The following is a 14175-nucleotide window of genomic DNA, read 5'->3' on the forward strand; positions in this document are numbered from 1 at the left end:
TTTTCGTGGAAATATCCCCGCCGGAGGCAAGAAAATTGATGTCGCGCCGGAAGAGTTCGATGCCTCCGGCGGGGATACTTTCACGAAAAAGAAGGGCTATGCACGCGGAATATCGAACTCGGGTGCTGCCATTTCGAACCCGTCAAAGCGAAACCCGGGGCTGACGGTGCAGCCTGCAAGCGTCCACTCGCCGGTCGTTCGGGCGGCCTGCCAGAACTGCGGCGGAACGATCAGCTGCGGCAGTTGGCCGTGCAGCAGGTCAGGGCCCAGAATCCGGTCCTGCGCCGGTCCGGCTGCGGTTTCGGAAAGCGACAGGATCAGCGGCGCGCCGGCATAGTGGTGCCAGATTTCGGTGGCATCGACGCGGTGCCAGTGGCTGTGCTGCCCCGCTTCCAGAAGATAGTAGATCGCTGTGCCAGCGGGCCGGGTTCCGGGCGGGCAATGCTGTGCCCAGGTTTCGCGATACCAGCCACCTTCGGGGTGGGGGCGAAGATCGAGATGGGTGATGATGGATTGCGCGCTCATGCGCGCAGTCTAGAGGGATGTGGAGGGGTCGCAAGACGGTTGTCGGGCGCCGGCGTCTTGCTGCGCGCCTGGTGGGGGAGGCCGGGGCTGACTGCCCCCGGCCTCCCGAGGATATTTCGAGAAAGATGAACGGGGTCAGAGCTTCAGGATGGAGCGGCCCGCATATTCCGCCGTTTCGCCCAGCATCTCTTCGATCCGGATAAGCTGATTGTACTTCGCTAGACGGTCCGAGCGCGACAGTGAGCCGGTCTTGATCTGACCGCAGTTGGTGGCGACGGCCAGATCGGCAATCGTCGCATCCTCGGTCTCGCCCGAACGGTGGCTCATCACGTTGGTATAGCGCGCGCGGTGGGCCATATCGACCGCCTGCAGGGTTTCGGTGAGCGAACCGATCTGGTTGACCTTCACCAGCATCGAGTTCGCCACGCCCTGGGCGATGCCATCGGCCAGGCGCGCCGGGTTGGTCACGAACAGATCGTCGCCGACCAGTTGTACCTTGTCGCCGATCGCGTCGGTCAGGGCTTTCCAGCCGGCCCAGTCATCCTCGGCCATGCCATCCTCGATTGAGATGATCGGGTAGGCGGCGCACAGGTCCGACAGATAGGCCACGTTTTCCGCGGCGGAAAGCGATTTGCCTTCGCCCTTCATCTCGTATTTGCCGCCCTCGTAATATTCGGTCGAGGCGCAATCGAGCGCCAGGTAGATGTCTTCGCCGGGCTTGTAGCCTGCCTGTTCGATGGATTTCAGGATGAAATCCAGCGCCTCGCGCGTGGAGGAAAGGTTGGGGGCGAAGCCGCCCTCGTCGCCGATGCCGGTGTTGTGGCCGGCCGCCGAAAGCTCTTTCTTCAGCGTGTGGAACACTTCGGAGCCCATGCGCACCGCGTCGCGGATATTGTCCGCGCTGACCGGCATGATCATGAATTCCTGGATGTCGATCGGATTGTCGGCATGTTCACCGCCATTGATGATGTTCATCATCGGCACCGGCAGTACACGGGCCGAGGTGCCGCCGACATAGCGGTAGAGCGGTTGGGTGGTGAAATCGGCGGCGGCCTTCGCGGCGGCCAGCGACACGCCCAGGATGGCATTCGCGCCGAGGCGGCCCTTGTTGTGGGTGCCGTCCATTTCGATCATCGCGGCGTCAATGGCCATCTGTTCGGTCGCGTCCATGCCCACCAGGCCCTCGGCGATCTCGCCGTTGACGGCGGCCACGGCCTCCAGCACGCCCTTGCCCAGATAGCGGCCCTTGTCGCCATCACGCTTTTCCACCGCCTCATGCGCGCCGGTCGAGGCGCCGGAGGGCACGGCGGCCCGGCCCATGGTGCCGTCTTCCAGGATGACATCCACCTCGACAGTGGGGTTGCCCCGGCTGTCCAGAATCTCGCGGCCGATAATGTCGATGATGGTGCTCATGGAACGGGTCCTGTCTTGCTTAAATGGCATGTTGCGGTTCTTCTAGCGCCCCTTCCGCCGGGAGGAAAGAGCACGCTCGCGCGCGAAAGTATAAAGCCCCGAACCGATGATGACGGCAGAGCCGATCAGCGTCATCGCATCGGGCCGTTCGCCGAAGGCGAGCGTGCCGATGATCAGCGCGAACAGCAGGCGCGAATAGCGAAACGGGGTAATGACCGAAACATCGCCGACCCGCATCGCCTCGACCAGCGCGTAATAGGAGACCGCGCCCATGGCGATCGCCCCGGCAAGCCGGGCGCCGTTGACGGCGCTCACCGGCTGCGGCGGCGCGGCGATGATCAGCAGCGCAGCCCCCAGAGGTACCAGCATCGCGAACCCATAAGCCGAAAGCTGCAGCGACGAAACGCTGCGCGGCGTCGCCCGTGTCGCCAGATCGCGGGTGGCAAGACCGAACACGCCGAACAGGGCGAAGAGCGACGCGGGCCGGAACCCCTCCAGCCCCGGCCGGATCACCAGCAGCACGCCCGCCAGGCCGACCGCGATCGCGCTCCAGCGCCGCCAGCCCACCTGCTCGCCCAGAAACAGCGCTGCCCCCAGCGTCACCACCAGCGGTGTCGCCTGCAGGATGGCCGAGGCGCTGGAAATCGGCGTCAGGGCGATCGCGGTGACAAGGCCGAAGGTGCCCACCACCTCGCCGCCATTGCGCAGCATCACCGGGCGCGACAACAGGCTGCGTGAAAACAGCCGCTGTCCGCGGCGCAACGCCATGACAGAGAATATCGTGCTGGCGCCAAATCCCAGAATCAGCAGGATCTGTCCCACGGGCAGGGTTTCGGCGGCGCGTTTGATGAACATGTCCTCGACCGCGAAACCCGCCATCGCGGCGACCATCAGCAGAATGCCGCGAAAATTGTCCATGGGTCCGCCTGTCGGAGTTGTTTGCGCCCCCTTACGCCCGCGCCGCGCAAAGGGCAAGCGGCCCGCGGCCGTTCTTCTTTTTCGTTCAAATATCCCCGCCGGAGGCAAGAAACCGGCCCGGAACGGGCCTATTCCTTTTTCAGCGGAACCCCGTAAAGCTCCAGCTTGTGCCCCTTCAGCCGGTACCCCAGCTTTTCGGCGATCTTTTCCTGCAGCGCCTCGATCTCTTCGTCGATGAACTCGATCACCGCGCCGGACTGCATGTCGATCAGATGGTCGTGATGCTCACGCTCGGCATCTTCATAGCGCGCGCGCCCGTCGCCGAATTCCAGCTTGTCCAGAATGCCCGCCTCTTCGAACAGTTTCACGGTGCGATAGACCGTGGCGATGGAAATCTTCGGGTCCACCGCCGTGGCGCGGGCGTAAAGCTCCTCGACATCGGGATGGTCGTCGCTTTCCTGCAGGACATGGGCGATGACCCGGCGCTGGCCGGTCATGCGCAGGCCCTTTGCCTCACATCGGCTGATGATCGTATCTTTCATGGTGCTCATGTTCGGTTTTTCGCGGGTTTACGGCAAGCGGGGGCGCTTTTCCACCAAAGAATAGGCCGGCGCCTACAGCCATTTGCGCCAGCGGAACAGCGCGAACAGCCCCAGCCCGAGCGCCGAGAGCATCACCGTCAGGACGGCAAAGGCATGGGGCGCGGCCGTGCCGGGAATCCCGGCCAGATTAACGCCGAAGAGGCCGGTGAAAAACCCCAGCGGCAGAAAGATCGCCGCGACCACCGACAGCACATAGCCGTTGCGCCCCATGCGCGCGGAAAGTTCTGCGTTCACATGTTCCTGCAACGCCGCCAGCCGGGCGGAAACCGCGTCCAGCTCTTCCACGGCGCGGGTCGCGCGGTTCGCGGTTTCGGCCAGCATCGGCCGCATCTCGGGGCCGATCAGCGGCAGCGGCGATTGCGCCAGCCGGTTCAGCGCCTCGCGCTGCGGGCCGATATAGCGGCGCAGGCGGATCACCTTGCGCCGCGTCGGGGCGAGCGCATCGGCGTCGAACCTGTCATGATCGAAAATCTCTTCTTCCAGCGTGTCCGTCGCATCCTCCAGCGCCAGCGAGACCGCCTCGATCCGGTCGGTCAGCCCTTCGGTCAGCCGCAGCAGAAAGGCGTCCGGCGTCGGCGGGGCATGGCCGGCGAGCGCCGCCTGCCGCAGCGCATCCACCGCAAAGACCTTGCGCACGCGGGCGCTGACGATCAGCGCCTCGCCGACCCACATCCGCAGCGACACCATGTCGTCGCTTTCCTGGCCGGGGTTCATGTTGACGCCCCGCAGGTTCAGGATCAGCCCGGCCCCGAGCGCATCGCAGCGCGGCCGGGTTTCGGGTTGCGAAAGCGCGGCGGCGCCCACTTCGGGCAAGTGCTCGGCGGCCCAGCCGGCCATCGCGGGGTTGGTCACATCCAGGTGCAGCCAGCGCCAGCGGGCCCCGGCGCGCGGCGCGGCCGCCGGCCAATCCTCCGCCACCGGGCTGGCACGGCCATCCTCCGCGATGTCGAACGCGGCGAGGGGAGAGAGCACGTGCGCCATGGCCGCCTACATCAGCTCCGGCTCGCGGCTCAGCCTGCGCGCCAGCGGTGCGATGGTCAGCCCCTGCACGATGATCGAGAACACCACGACCACATAGGTGCAGGTGAGGATCAGCGGCTTCCATTCCCCCGCCGGCAGCGACAGCGCCAGCGCGACGGAAATGCCGCCCTTCAGCCCGCCCCATGTCATGATCGGGATCACGTCGCGGCCGAAGGCGCGGAACGGGCGCAGCATCAGAACCGGAATCGCCACCGCCGCCAGCCGCGCCACCAGCCCCAGAACCACGGCAAAGGCGGCGGCGCGCAGGAAGCTGGCGTCAAACGCCACGGCAAACACCTCGATCCCGATCAGCAGGAACAGAACCGCGTTCAGGATCTCGTCGATCATTTTCCAGAACGCGTTCACGTAGTCGCGGGTGATCTCGCTCATGCCGTATTTCATACCCACGTCGCCGATCATCAGCCCCGCGACCACCGCCATGATCGGGGCCGAGACATGCAGCGCGATCGCCAGTTCGTAGCCACCGAAGGCCAGCGCCAGCGTGATCAGCACCTCCAGCGTATAATCGTCGATCCGGCGCATCACGCGGAAGGTCATCCAGCCCAGAGCGGCCCCAAGCGCCGCGCCGCCGAACGCCTCCTGCACGAACAGCAACAGCGCGCCGACCAGCGCATTCTGCTCCGCTTCGCCGGCGCCGTGCCCGCCCGCATCGCCAAAGGCCAGCCCCACGAGCACCAGGAACACCACATAGGCCACCCCGTCGTTGAACAGGCTTTCCCCCGCGATCTTGGTTTCCAGCGATTTGCGCAGATTCGCCTCGCGCAGCACACCCAGCACCGCCACCGGATCGGTGGGCGAAATGATGGTTCCGAATACCAGCGCAACCAGAATCGGCATGCCCGTCAGCCAGCTGAACCCCACGCCGACCACGGCGACGGACAGGCCCACCCCCATCGTCGCCATCAACAGCACCACCCAGGCCTGTTCGCGCAGATCCTCCATTTTCACATGCAGCGCCCCGGCGAACAGCAAGAGCCCCAGCATGCCTTCCAGCAGAGCGTCGGAAAAGTCGATCTCCAGCACCATCGCGCGCGTGGTCGTGGCCAGTTCCAGCGTCGGAAAGGCCACGTCCAGCGCCATGGCGGTGAAAGACACCGCAAGCGCGACGATCAGGATGCCGATGGACTGCGGCAGGCGCAGGAAGAAATAGTTGATGACGCCGAAGACGGCCGCCAACACGATCAGAAGCGATGCGATCTGCAGAATACCCATATGCCGGTCCCTCGTTGCCTTTCGCCCCCTCTAGCACGGACAGTCCGCCCGCGCGAGATGGCAAGGCAAGGGCGCGGGTCTAACCTGCGGCCGGTGCCCCGGAAATCTCGAGATCGGCCCAGATCGGCAGGTGATCGGACGCGCGGCGCGACAGCGCGGTTTCGGCAACGCCCGCATCACGCAGCGCCAGCCTGTCGCTCAGCGCGATCCGGTCCAGCGCCGCCACCGGGCGCGACGCGTGAAAGCTCGATCCCGGCGCGTGTACGGTGAAGGCGTCCGCCAGCGGGGCCATGCCCCGGTCACGCGACCATTCGTTGAAATCGCCCAGAATCACCGTCGGCAACGGCGTCTTGTGCGACAGGGCGGCGCGGATCGCCGCAAGCTGGTGCTGGCGAGACCGGCGCAGCAGCCCCAGATGCACCGCCACCACGCGCATTGCCCGCCCGTTCCGCGCTATATCCACCAGCGCGGCGCCGCGCGGCTCCAGCCCCGGCAGATCGAGCCGCTCGATCGCGGTGACATGCGTGCCCTCGCGCATCAGCACCGCATTGCCGTGAAAGCCAAGGCTGACGCCGCTGTCATCCAGCGCCACAGGGGTGAAATCGCTATGCGCCTCGATCATCTGCGCGGGCAGGGCGGCGGGGCGGGGGCCGAGCCGCTTGTCGGCTTCCTGCAGCACGATGACATCGGCGCCGATGCCATTGATCACATCCATCACGCGCCCCGGCGCGCGCTTGAGGTCAAGCCCGACACATTTGCGGATGTTGTAGCTGGCAAGGCGGAGTGTATCGTTGTTCATCGCCCTTATATGGGGGGCGACAGCCGGGATTGTAGAGCAGCGCCAGTAGCGATAGCCTTGCGCAATGACGTTTCGTGGCCACGCTTATCTGACCTACGCGGTCTGGATCACGCTTTGCGTGGCCTTCGTTTCCGCGTTGATCGGCGGGCGCTGGTCGCTGGCCTTTGTCGCGGCGCTGACCTTCGTGCTGTCGATCGCGCCGGCGCTGGCGGTCGCGCGGTTCCGCATCCAGTTGCCGCTCAGCTTCTTCGCGGGGATCGTGCTGTTCATCTTTGGCACGATCTTTCTGGGCGAAGCATTTGATTTCTATGAGCGTTACTGGTGGTGGGATATCGCGCTCCACGGCGGGTCGGCGGTGGGGTTCGGTCTGATCGGCTTTCTGTTCGTTCTGACCCTGTTCGAGGGCGACAGGCTTGCCGCGCCGCATTGGGCGCTGGCGCTGATCACCTTCTGCTTCGCCATGGCCATCGGCGTATCCTGGGAGGTGTTCGAGTTCGCCATGGATCAGCTCTTCGGGCTGAACATGCAGAAATCCGGGCTGGTCGATACGATGTGGGATCTGATCGTCGACATGATTGGCGCGTCGATCGCGGTCTTGGCGGGATCCGCCTATCTCAAGGGGCGCGACAGGCGCGGGCTGGCGCGGGTGATTGCCGAATTCGTGCGCCTGAACAAACGCTTCTTCACCCGTCAGCGCTAGGTGCCGCAGAAGGTCTGGCGCACCTCTTCGGAGGGTTTCGGGGGCGCGGCGTAATCCGAGAATTCAGATTTTTCCTCATAGGGTTGCTGAACCGCGTTCATGAGCTTGTTGAAGGGTGCGAAATCCCCGGCCACCCCGGCCTGGATCACCTCTTCCACGCGGTGATTGCGCGGGATGATCGCCGGGTTGGCCGCCCGCATCCGTGCCTTGCGTGCCGCCACATCCTGCCCGTCACGGGCCAGCCGCGCCTGCCACGCCTCGGCCCAGCCATCGAACGCCGCCGGATCGGAAAACTGGCCGCGCGCGGTGCCTTCGGCCAAGGCGCGGAAGGTGTTGGTGAAATCCGCCCCCGTCGCCGACATCCTGTCCAGCAGCTGGTGGATCAGTTCGGGGTCTTCGGGCTCGGCGGTCGAAAGGCCGATCTTGGCCCGGAAAACCGCCAGCCATTCCTCTTTGAACAGGTCGGGAAAGGCGTGCAGCACCGCGGTGGCCTCTTCGATCGCGGCATTTTCATCCGCGCCCATCATCGGCAACAGCGCCGACCCGAGCTGCGCCAGATTCCAGACCGCGATATCGGCCTGCTTGTTGAAGGCATAGCGGCCGTACTGGTCGATCGAACTGTAGACGGTCTGCGGGTGATAGCGATCCATGAAGGCGCAGGGGCCATAATCGATGGTTTCGCCGGAAATCGCCATGTTGTCGGTGTTCATCACCCCGTGGATAAAGCCGACGCCCATCCATTGCGCCACCAGCCGCGCCTGGGCGGCGACGGCGGCCTGCAACAGCCCCATGGCGCCCTCGGCCTGCGGATAATGGCGGGCGATGGCATGGTCGGTCAGCGCCTGCAGCGCCTCGGTGTCGCGTCGCGCGGCGAAATATTGAAAGGTGCCCACCCGGATATGGCTGGCCGCCACGCGGGTCAGCACCGCGCCGGGCAGGCGGGATTCGCGGAACACATCCTCGCCGGTGGCGACAGCGGCCAGCGCGCGGGTGGTGGGGATGCCAAGTGCGTGCATCGCCTCCGACACGATATATTCCCGCAGCACGGGCCCCAGCCAGGCGCGCCCGTCGCCCATGCGCGAATAGGGGGTGCGCCCGGCGCCCTTGAGCTGAATGTCGCGGCGGTGACCGGCCGTATCGACAATCTCGCCCAGCAGGATCGCGCGCCCGTCGCCAAGCTGGGGCGACCAGCCGCCGAACTGATGCCCGGCATAGGCCTGCGCCAGCGGCGCCGCGCCCTCGGGCACCCGGTTGCCCGCCAGCATCGCCACGCCCTCGGGGCCGCGCAGCGCGTCAGCGTCCAGCCCAAGCTCTGCGGCCAGCGCATCGTTCAGCGCGATCAGCGTGGGCGCGCGCACCGGGGTCGGCGCCATGGGGGTGAACATGCGCTCGGGCAGGCGGGCATAGGAATTGTCGAAGGGCAGGGTAAGGGTCATCGCGGCGGCTCCTGTTGCTGCACATCTAGGGCCGGCGGGGGCGCATTGCCAGCCCGGCTACATCTCGCGGGTCATCACCAGGCATTTATCGCGCAGCCGAAAGCCCGAGCGTTCGTAAATCCGCGCCGCCGCCGCATTGCCGCGGTTCAGCCCGGTGTGCACGGCGCGCACGCCCATCTGCCGCAGCATCGGCAGGATCAGATGCAGGGCCTGCCCGCCCATGCCGCGCCCGCGCACGGCGGGGCGGACGTAGAATTCATCGATGAACGCCTCGCGCCCGCACAGCGCGATGGAAAAGCCGAAGGCGATGGCGATATAGCCCACCGGCGCCCGGCGCGGCCCGATCAGCCAGACCGCGGCCTGCACCTCGCCCGAGAACAGAAGCTCCAGCGCCTCGCGCCGCTGCGCCTCGCCGCGGTCGATGCCGGCCTCGGCGTGACAGGCGGTGATGAGCGGCAGCAGGCGCGCGGTATCCTCGGCGTCGGCAAGCGACAGGATGCTCATAGCCGGGCCAGCCTTTCGGTCAGCAGGCCGAAAAACCCGTTGGCATCCAGATCCCCCATGAACATGGCATTCGGCGCGCGGCCCGAGACGCGCCACCAGTCGGCCACCGTCATCCCTTGGGTGAAATCGCCCCTTGTCTCGATCTCGACATTGATGTGGCGGCCGGTGAACAGCTCTGGCCGGATCAGATAGGCGGTGACGCAGGGATCATGCAGCGGCGCCCCTTCGGACCCGTATTTTTCCTTGTCGAACCGTTCGAAGAAATCGGTCATCTCGGCCACCGCATGGCCGACCGGGCCGGGCAGCGCGCGGAAGGCATCGTTGCGCAGCTTGGTCACCAGCGCCTTATGCGTCACATCAAGCGGCATCACCACCAGCGGAACGCCGGATCGAAACACGATATCAGCGGCTTCCGGGTCGACGTAAATGTTGAATTCGGCCGTGGGGGTGATGTTGCCTACCTGAAAATAGGCCCCCCCCATCAGCACGATCTCGCGGATGCGCGGGGCGATGTCGGGGGCGGCCTGCAGGGCGGTGGCGATATTGGTCAGGGGGCCGAGCGGGCAGAGCGTCACGCTCTCCGCCGGTTCGCGGCGCAGCGTGTTGATGAGGAATTCCACCGCATGCGTGTCCTGCAAGGGCATCGCGGGGTCGTTCAGCACCGGCCCGTCCAGCCCGGTCTTGCCATGCACATGTTCGGCCGTCACCAGCCGCCGCTTCAGCGGTGCGGCGCAGCCGGCATAGACATTCACATCAGCCTTGCCCGCCAACTCACAGACAATACGCGCGTTTTTCTGGGTGAGGGGCAGCGGCACATTGCCCGCCACGGCGGTGATTCCCAGCACCTCCAGCTCTTCCGGAGAGGCAAGCGCCAGCAGGATCGCAACGGCGTCGTCCTGGCCGGGGTCGGTGTCAATGATGATCTTGCGGGGGGTGGTCATGGCGTCTCCTGCTTCGGGCGGAGACTGGCAAGGGCGCCGGGATATGTCCAGCGCCCTTGACCGGATTGGGGGATAATCAGCCGTCGAAATCGACCTCTTCAACCAGCTTCAGAGATGCGGCGCGCAGCCCGGCCAGATCCATCAGGTTGACGTTGTCCGGCGTGAAGCTGCCCCAGCTTTGCACCAGATCAGAGGCTTCGGTGCCCGGCACCACCGGGTATTCGTAATTCACCTCGGCATAGATTTCCTGGGCGCGGGCGGAGGTGAGGAATTCCATCAGCTTCAGCGCCTCTTCCCGGTTCGGGGCGGCTTTCGTCATCGCCACGCCCGACACGTTGACATGGGTGCCGCCGCCCTCGAACACCGGGAACAGAACGTTGACCGCGTTGGCCCATTCCTTCTGCTCGTCATCCGACAGCATTTCGCCCATGTAATAGGTGTTGCCCAGGCTGATGTCGCATTCGCCGGCCCAGATCGCCTTGACCTGCGCGCGGTCGTTGCCCTGCGGCTTGCGCGCCAGATTGGCCTTCACACCTTCGAGCCAGGTCTTGGTGGCCTCTTCGCCATGATGCTCGATCATCGCGGCGACAAGCGCCAGCGTATAGGAATGGGTACCCGAACGGGTGCAGATGCGGCCCTTCCATTTCGGATCGGCCAGATCCTCATAGGTTGTCACCTCCGACGGATCGACCCGGTCCTTCGCGGCATAGACGATGCGCGCGCGGCTGGTGACGCCGAACCATTCATTGCCGGGATCGCGGAACTCGGCCGGGATATGCCCCGTCAGAACCGCGCTTTCCACCGGCTGGGTCACGCCGCCCGCCACGGCTTCGGAGAGGCGCGAGATATCGGTGGTCAGGATGATGTCGGCGGGCGAACGGTCGCCCTCGGCCTGCAGCCGCTCGACAAGACCCTTGTTCAGGAAGACGACATTGGTGTGGATACCGGTCTCTTCGGTGAAAGCCTCCAGCAGCGGCTGAATCAGCTCGGGCTGCCGGTAGGAATAGATGTTCACATCGGCCAGCGCCGGGGCGGCAACGCAAACGGCGGCAGAGGCCAGAAGGGCGGATCGAAAGGTGGGACTCATGGACGTATTCCTGCTTGAAGTAACAGGAACATAAAGCCTGACTCTTTTACTCAGGTCAATACCCGATTTCTTCAGTCGCCTTTTCCGCCGCCTTCACCGCCTCCCAAAGCGCATCCATCTCCGCCAGATCCGAGGTTTCGGGGCGCTTGCCCATCGCGGCCAGCCGGTCTTCGATGGCGGCGAAACGACGCTCCACCTTGGCATTGGTGCGGCGCACGGCCACCTCCGGGTCGATGCCCAGATGCCGGGCCAGATTGGCCAGAACGAACAGCAGATCGCCGAACTCATCCTCCATCGCATCAGCCGAAAGACTGTCGCGCGCCTCGACCAGCTCGCGGGATTCCTCGACGATCTTGTCCAGTACATCCTCGGTCCGGCCCCAGTCGAACCCGACCCGCGCCAGCCGCTTCTGCAGCTTGACCGCCCGCGTCATCCCCGGCAGGCCGAGGGCGACACCGTCGAGCGTGCGGCCTTCGCCCTTCCTGGCCCGTTCGGCGGCCTTCTGAACCTCCCAGTCGGCGGTCTGCTGCGCGGCGCTCTTGTCGCGGTTTTCATCGCCGAAAACATGCGGGTGGCGGGCGACCATCTTGTCGGAAATCGCATTGGCCACGCTGTCGAAGGAAAACAGCCCAGCCTCTTCGCCGATCCGGGTGTGGTAGACCGTCTGCAACAGCAGATCGCCCAGTTCGCCCTCAAGCTCGCTCCAGGCTTCGCGTTCGATCGCATCCGCCACCTCATAGGCTTCCTCGATCGTGTAGGGCGCGATCGAGCGGAAATCCTGCTCGATATCCCAGGGGCAGCCGGTCTCGGGATCGCGCAGCCGGCGCATGATCTCCAGCAGCCGGGGCAAGCCGCCGTCGGGGTCATGGATCAGCGCCTCGCTCACGCGTCCAACTCCACCCAGACCGGTACGTGATCCGACGGCTTGTCGCGGCCCCGCACGTCACGGTCGATCCGGCAGTCAAGCAGCAGATCGGCAGCCTGCGGCGTCAAGAGAAAATGATCGATGCGGATGCCGTCATTCCTGTTCCAGGCCCCGGCCTGATAATCCCAAAAGGAATAATGCCCGGGCCCGCGCGTACGGGCGCGGAACGCTTCGGTGAAACCGAGGTTCACAATGCGCCGAAAGGCGGCGCGGCTCTCGGGCCGGGCCAGCGCATCCTCGCGCCAGGCCTCGGGCCGGGCGGCATCCTCATCTTGCGGAATCACATTGTAATCACCCGCCATCAGCGCCGGCTCCTCGGCCTCCAGCAACGCCGCGGCGCGCGCGCGCAGCCGCTCCATCCAGGCCAGCTTGTAGTCGAATTTCGGCCCCGGCGCCGGGTTGCCGTTGGGCAGATAAAGACCGCAGATCCGCAGCGCGTGCCGCCCCACCACCGTGGCCTCGATCCAGCGCGCCTGTTCGTCGCCATCATCCCCCGGCAGCCCCCGGGTGACATCCTCCAGCGGCAGCTTTGACAGGATCGCCACGCCGTTGAAGCTTTTCTGGCCGTGAGTCTCCACATTATAGCCGCGCTCTTCGAACAGCTCGCGCGGGAAATTCTCGTCCACAGACTTGATTTCCTGCAGCACGGCCACGTCCGGCTGCGCCTCGTCCAGCCAATCGGGAAGCGCCTCTATGCGCGCCTTGATGCCGTTGATGTTATAGGTGGCGATTTTCATGGGACTCCCAATTCATCTTTCCGAAAATATCCCCGCCGGAGGCAAGAAAGTCCATGGTGCGCCAGAGGATTCAATGCCTCCGGCGGGGATATTTCCCGAAAGATGAAGATCAGGGCCAGCGCGCCGCGATCGCCGTTCCGGCCGCGTGGCCCGAAGACCAGGCCCACTGGAAATTATAGCCGCCCAGCCATCCGGTCACGTCCACCACCTCGCCGACGAAGTAGAGGCCCGGCACCGATGTGCTTTCCATCGTGCGCGAGTTCAGCCCCGCGGTATCGACACCGCCGAGCGTCACCTCGGCCGTTCTGTAGCCTTCGGAGCCGGCCGGGGTGAGGGGCCAGGCGGAGAGGGCGCGGGCGATCTCGTGCAGCCGGGTGTCCGAACAGTCGGCGAGGTTGCCGTGAACGCCCAGCCGGGCGGCGGTGTCGGCTGCCAGCCGGTTCGGCAGAAGCTCTGACAGGACGGTGCCGATGGATTTCCTGCCGGCCCCGGCCCGGCGCGCGCGGAGGGTTTCGAAGGCATCCACGCCGGGCAGAAGATCAAGGGTGACGGTGTCGCCTTCGCGCCAGTAGCTGGAGATCTGCAGGATGGCGGGGCCCGAGAGGCCGCGGTGGGTGAAGAGCAGCGCCTCGTCGAAGCTGGCCCCGTTGCAGCTGGCGCGGACCGGGGTGGCGAGCCCGGCCAGCGGTTTGAACCCGGCCATCACGTCGTCGCCGAAGGTCAGCGGCACCAGGGCGGGGCGGGTTTCGGTGACGGCATGACCAAACTGCCGGGCCAGTTGATAGCCAAGGCCGGTGGCGCCCATCTTGGGGATCGACTTGCCGCCGGTGGCGATCACCAGGTTGTCCGTGGTGATCCGTTGCCCGGTGGACAGGCGCAGGGCGAAGCCGGTTTCGGCCTTGCCGATCTCGGTGGCGGCCGTTTGCAGGCGCAGTTCGGCACCGGTTTTCGCCATTTCCTCCAGCAGCATCCGGACGATATCTTTGGCCGTGTTGTCGCAAAACAGCTGGCCCAGCGTCTTTTCGTGCCAGGCGATGCCGTGGCGGGCAACAAGATCGATGAAATCCCACTGGGTATAGCGGGACAGGGCCGATTTGGCGAAATGCGGGTTTTGCGAAAGGAAGTTTTCCGGCCCCGTATGGAGGTTGGTGAAGTTGCAGCGCCCGCCGCCCGAGATGCGGATCTTTTCGCCCGCCGCCCTTGCGTGGTCGATCACCAGCACGCGCCCGCCGCCGGCCGCGGCATGGGCGGCGCACATCAGGCCGGCGGCGCCGGCGCCGAGGATGACGGTCTGGTAGCGGGGCATATCCTGCTCGGGGCCTTATGTGAAATGCT

The 14175-nt window shown here is 65.6% G+C and carries 15 protein-coding genes; 1 reads left to right on the forward strand and 14 read right to left on the reverse strand.

Annotated features, from left to right (window positions below):
• Positions 1 to 96: 96 nt before the first annotated feature.
• The 7 genes from TQ29_RS08250 to TQ29_RS08280 form a co-directional block, all read right to left on the reverse strand.
• Positions 97 to 525, reverse strand: a complete 429-nt coding sequence (locus TQ29_RS08250; protein WP_054538759.1) for a cupin domain-containing protein — start codon at positions 523 to 525, stop codon at positions 97 to 99.
• Between the two features lie 135 nt (positions 526 to 660).
• A complete protein-coding gene (gene eno, locus TQ29_RS08255) occupies positions 661 to 1938 on the reverse strand; it encodes a phosphopyruvate hydratase (protein ID WP_054538760.1) in 1278 nt (425 codons plus the stop codon).
• 42 nt (positions 1939 to 1980) lie between these two features.
• Positions 1981 to 2856 carry a DMT family transporter gene (locus TQ29_RS08260; protein ID WP_054538761.1) on the reverse strand — a complete coding sequence of 292 codons (876 nt, stop codon included), beginning with the start codon at positions 2854 to 2856 and terminating at the stop codon, positions 1981 to 1983.
• Between the two features lie 128 nt (positions 2857 to 2984).
• Positions 2985 to 3398, reverse strand: a complete 414-nt coding sequence (locus TQ29_RS08265; RefSeq protein WP_037205487.1) for a Fur family transcriptional regulator — start codon at positions 3396 to 3398, stop codon at positions 2985 to 2987.
• Between the two features lie 72 nt (positions 3399 to 3470).
• Entirely contained in the window at positions 3471 to 4439 is a 969-nt protein-coding gene (locus TQ29_RS08270) for a zinc transporter ZntB (RefSeq protein WP_054538762.1), read from the reverse strand.
• Positions 4440 to 4445: 6 nt separating this feature from the next.
• On the reverse strand, positions 4446 to 5711 hold the full coding sequence (locus TQ29_RS08275) for a sodium:proton antiporter (RefSeq protein WP_054538763.1): 1266 nt from the start codon (positions 5709 to 5711) through the stop codon (positions 4446 to 4448).
• 79 nt (positions 5712 to 5790) lie between these two features.
• Entirely contained in the window at positions 5791 to 6510 is a 720-nt protein-coding gene (locus TQ29_RS08280) for an endonuclease/exonuclease/phosphatase family protein (RefSeq protein WP_054538764.1), read from the reverse strand.
• A 64-nt stretch (positions 6511 to 6574) separates the two neighbouring features.
• Between TQ29_RS08280 and TQ29_RS08285 the strand changes: the two genes are divergently transcribed.
• On the forward strand, positions 6575 to 7210 hold the full coding sequence (locus TQ29_RS08285) for a hypothetical protein (protein WP_054538765.1): 636 nt from the start codon (positions 6575 to 6577) through the stop codon (positions 7208 to 7210).
• On the opposite strand, the gene TQ29_RS08290 is transcribed toward TQ29_RS08285, so the two are convergent.
• The 7 genes from TQ29_RS08290 to TQ29_RS08320 all read right to left on the reverse strand — a co-directional run bounded on the left by TQ29_RS08290 (position 7207) and on the right by TQ29_RS08320 (position 14146).
• Positions 7207 to 8646 carry a YdiU family protein gene (locus tag TQ29_RS08290; RefSeq protein ID WP_054538766.1) on the reverse strand — a complete coding sequence of 480 codons (1440 nt, stop codon included), beginning with the start codon at positions 8644 to 8646 and terminating at the stop codon, positions 7207 to 7209. The genes TQ29_RS08285 and TQ29_RS08290 overlap by 4 nt on opposite strands.
• Positions 8647 to 8703: 57 nt before the next feature.
• The gene (locus tag TQ29_RS08295; protein WP_054538767.1) at positions 8704 to 9150 is read right to left on the reverse strand and encodes a GNAT family N-acetyltransferase; all 447 of its coding nucleotides are present in this window, start codon (positions 9148 to 9150) and stop codon (positions 8704 to 8706) included.
• Entirely contained in the window at positions 9147 to 10091 is a 945-nt protein-coding gene (locus TQ29_RS08300; protein ID WP_054538768.1) for a nucleoside hydrolase, read from the reverse strand. Before TQ29_RS08300 ends, TQ29_RS08295 begins: the two co-directional genes overlap by 4 nt.
• Positions 10092 to 10167: 76 nt before the next feature.
• Positions 10168 to 11178 (reverse strand): Fe(3+) ABC transporter substrate-binding protein, encoded by a 1011-nt coding sequence (locus tag TQ29_RS08305; protein WP_054538769.1) that lies wholly within the window; start codon positions 11176 to 11178, stop codon positions 10168 to 10170.
• A 55-nt stretch (positions 11179 to 11233) separates the two neighbouring features.
• Entirely contained in the window at positions 11234 to 12064 is an 831-nt protein-coding gene (mazG, locus tag TQ29_RS08310) for a nucleoside triphosphate pyrophosphohydrolase (protein ID WP_054538770.1), read from the reverse strand.
• On the reverse strand, positions 12061 to 12840 hold the full coding sequence (gene xth / locus TQ29_RS08315; protein ID WP_054538771.1) for an exodeoxyribonuclease III: 780 nt from the start codon (positions 12838 to 12840) through the stop codon (positions 12061 to 12063). The genes mazG and xth overlap by 4 nt, the downstream gene beginning before the upstream one ends.
• Positions 12841 to 12949: 109 nt before the next feature.
• Positions 12950 to 14146, reverse strand: a complete 1197-nt coding sequence (locus TQ29_RS08320; RefSeq protein WP_054538772.1) for an NAD(P)/FAD-dependent oxidoreductase — start codon at positions 14144 to 14146, stop codon at positions 12950 to 12952.
• Positions 14147 to 14175: the final 29 nt, after the last annotated feature.

The sequence above is a fragment of the Actibacterium sp. EMB200-NS6 genome (assembly GCF_001305615.1).
Taxonomy (GTDB): Bacteria; Pseudomonadota; Alphaproteobacteria; order Rhodobacterales; family Rhodobacteraceae; genus Actibacterium_A; species Actibacterium_A naphthalenivorans.

What these genes read in the sequence shown, in the direction of transcription:
- TQ29_RS08250 (WP_054538759.1), bottom strand. Translation starts at nt 525, where the DNA reads ATGAGCGCGCAATCCATCATCACCCATCTCGATCTTCGCCCCCACCCC.
- eno (WP_054538760.1), bottom strand. Translation starts at nt 1,938, where the DNA reads ATGAGCACCATCATCGACATTATCGGCCGCGAGATTCTGGACAGCCGG.
- TQ29_RS08260 (WP_054538761.1), bottom strand. Translation starts at nt 2,856, where the DNA reads ATGGACAATTTTCGCGGCATTCTGCTGATGGTCGCCGCGATGGCGGGT.
- TQ29_RS08265 (WP_037205487.1), bottom strand. Translation starts at nt 3,398, where the DNA reads ATGAAAGATACGATCATCAGCCGATGTGAGGCAAAGGGCCTGCGCATG.
- TQ29_RS08270 (WP_054538762.1), bottom strand. Translation starts at nt 4,439, where the DNA reads ATGGCGCACGTGCTCTCTCCCCTCGCCGCGTTCGACATCGCGGAGGAT.
- TQ29_RS08275 (WP_054538763.1), bottom strand. Translation starts at nt 5,711, where the DNA reads ATGGGTATTCTGCAGATCGCATCGCTTCTGATCGTGTTGGCGGCCGTC.
- TQ29_RS08280 (WP_054538764.1), bottom strand. Translation starts at nt 6,510, where the DNA reads ATGAACAACGATACACTCCGCCTTGCCAGCTACAACATCCGCAAATGT.
- TQ29_RS08285 (WP_054538765.1), top strand. Translation starts at nt 6,575, where the DNA reads ATGACGTTTCGTGGCCACGCTTATCTGACCTACGCGGTCTGGATCACG.
- TQ29_RS08290 (WP_054538766.1), bottom strand. Translation starts at nt 8,646, where the DNA reads ATGACCCTTACCCTGCCCTTCGACAATTCCTATGCCCGCCTGCCCGAG.
- TQ29_RS08295 (WP_054538767.1), bottom strand. Translation starts at nt 9,150, where the DNA reads ATGAGCATCCTGTCGCTTGCCGACGCCGAGGATACCGCGCGCCTGCTG.
- TQ29_RS08300 (WP_054538768.1), bottom strand. Translation starts at nt 10,091, where the DNA reads ATGACCACCCCCCGCAAGATCATCATTGACACCGACCCCGGCCAGGAC.
- TQ29_RS08305 (WP_054538769.1), bottom strand. Translation starts at nt 11,178, where the DNA reads ATGAGTCCCACCTTTCGATCCGCCCTTCTGGCCTCTGCCGCCGTTTGC.
- xth (WP_054538771.1), bottom strand. Translation starts at nt 12,840, where the DNA reads ATGAAAATCGCCACCTATAACATCAACGGCATCAAGGCGCGCATAGAG.
- TQ29_RS08320 (WP_054538772.1), bottom strand. Translation starts at nt 14,146, where the DNA reads ATGCCCCGCTACCAGACCGTCATCCTCGGCGCCGGCGCCGCCGGCCTG.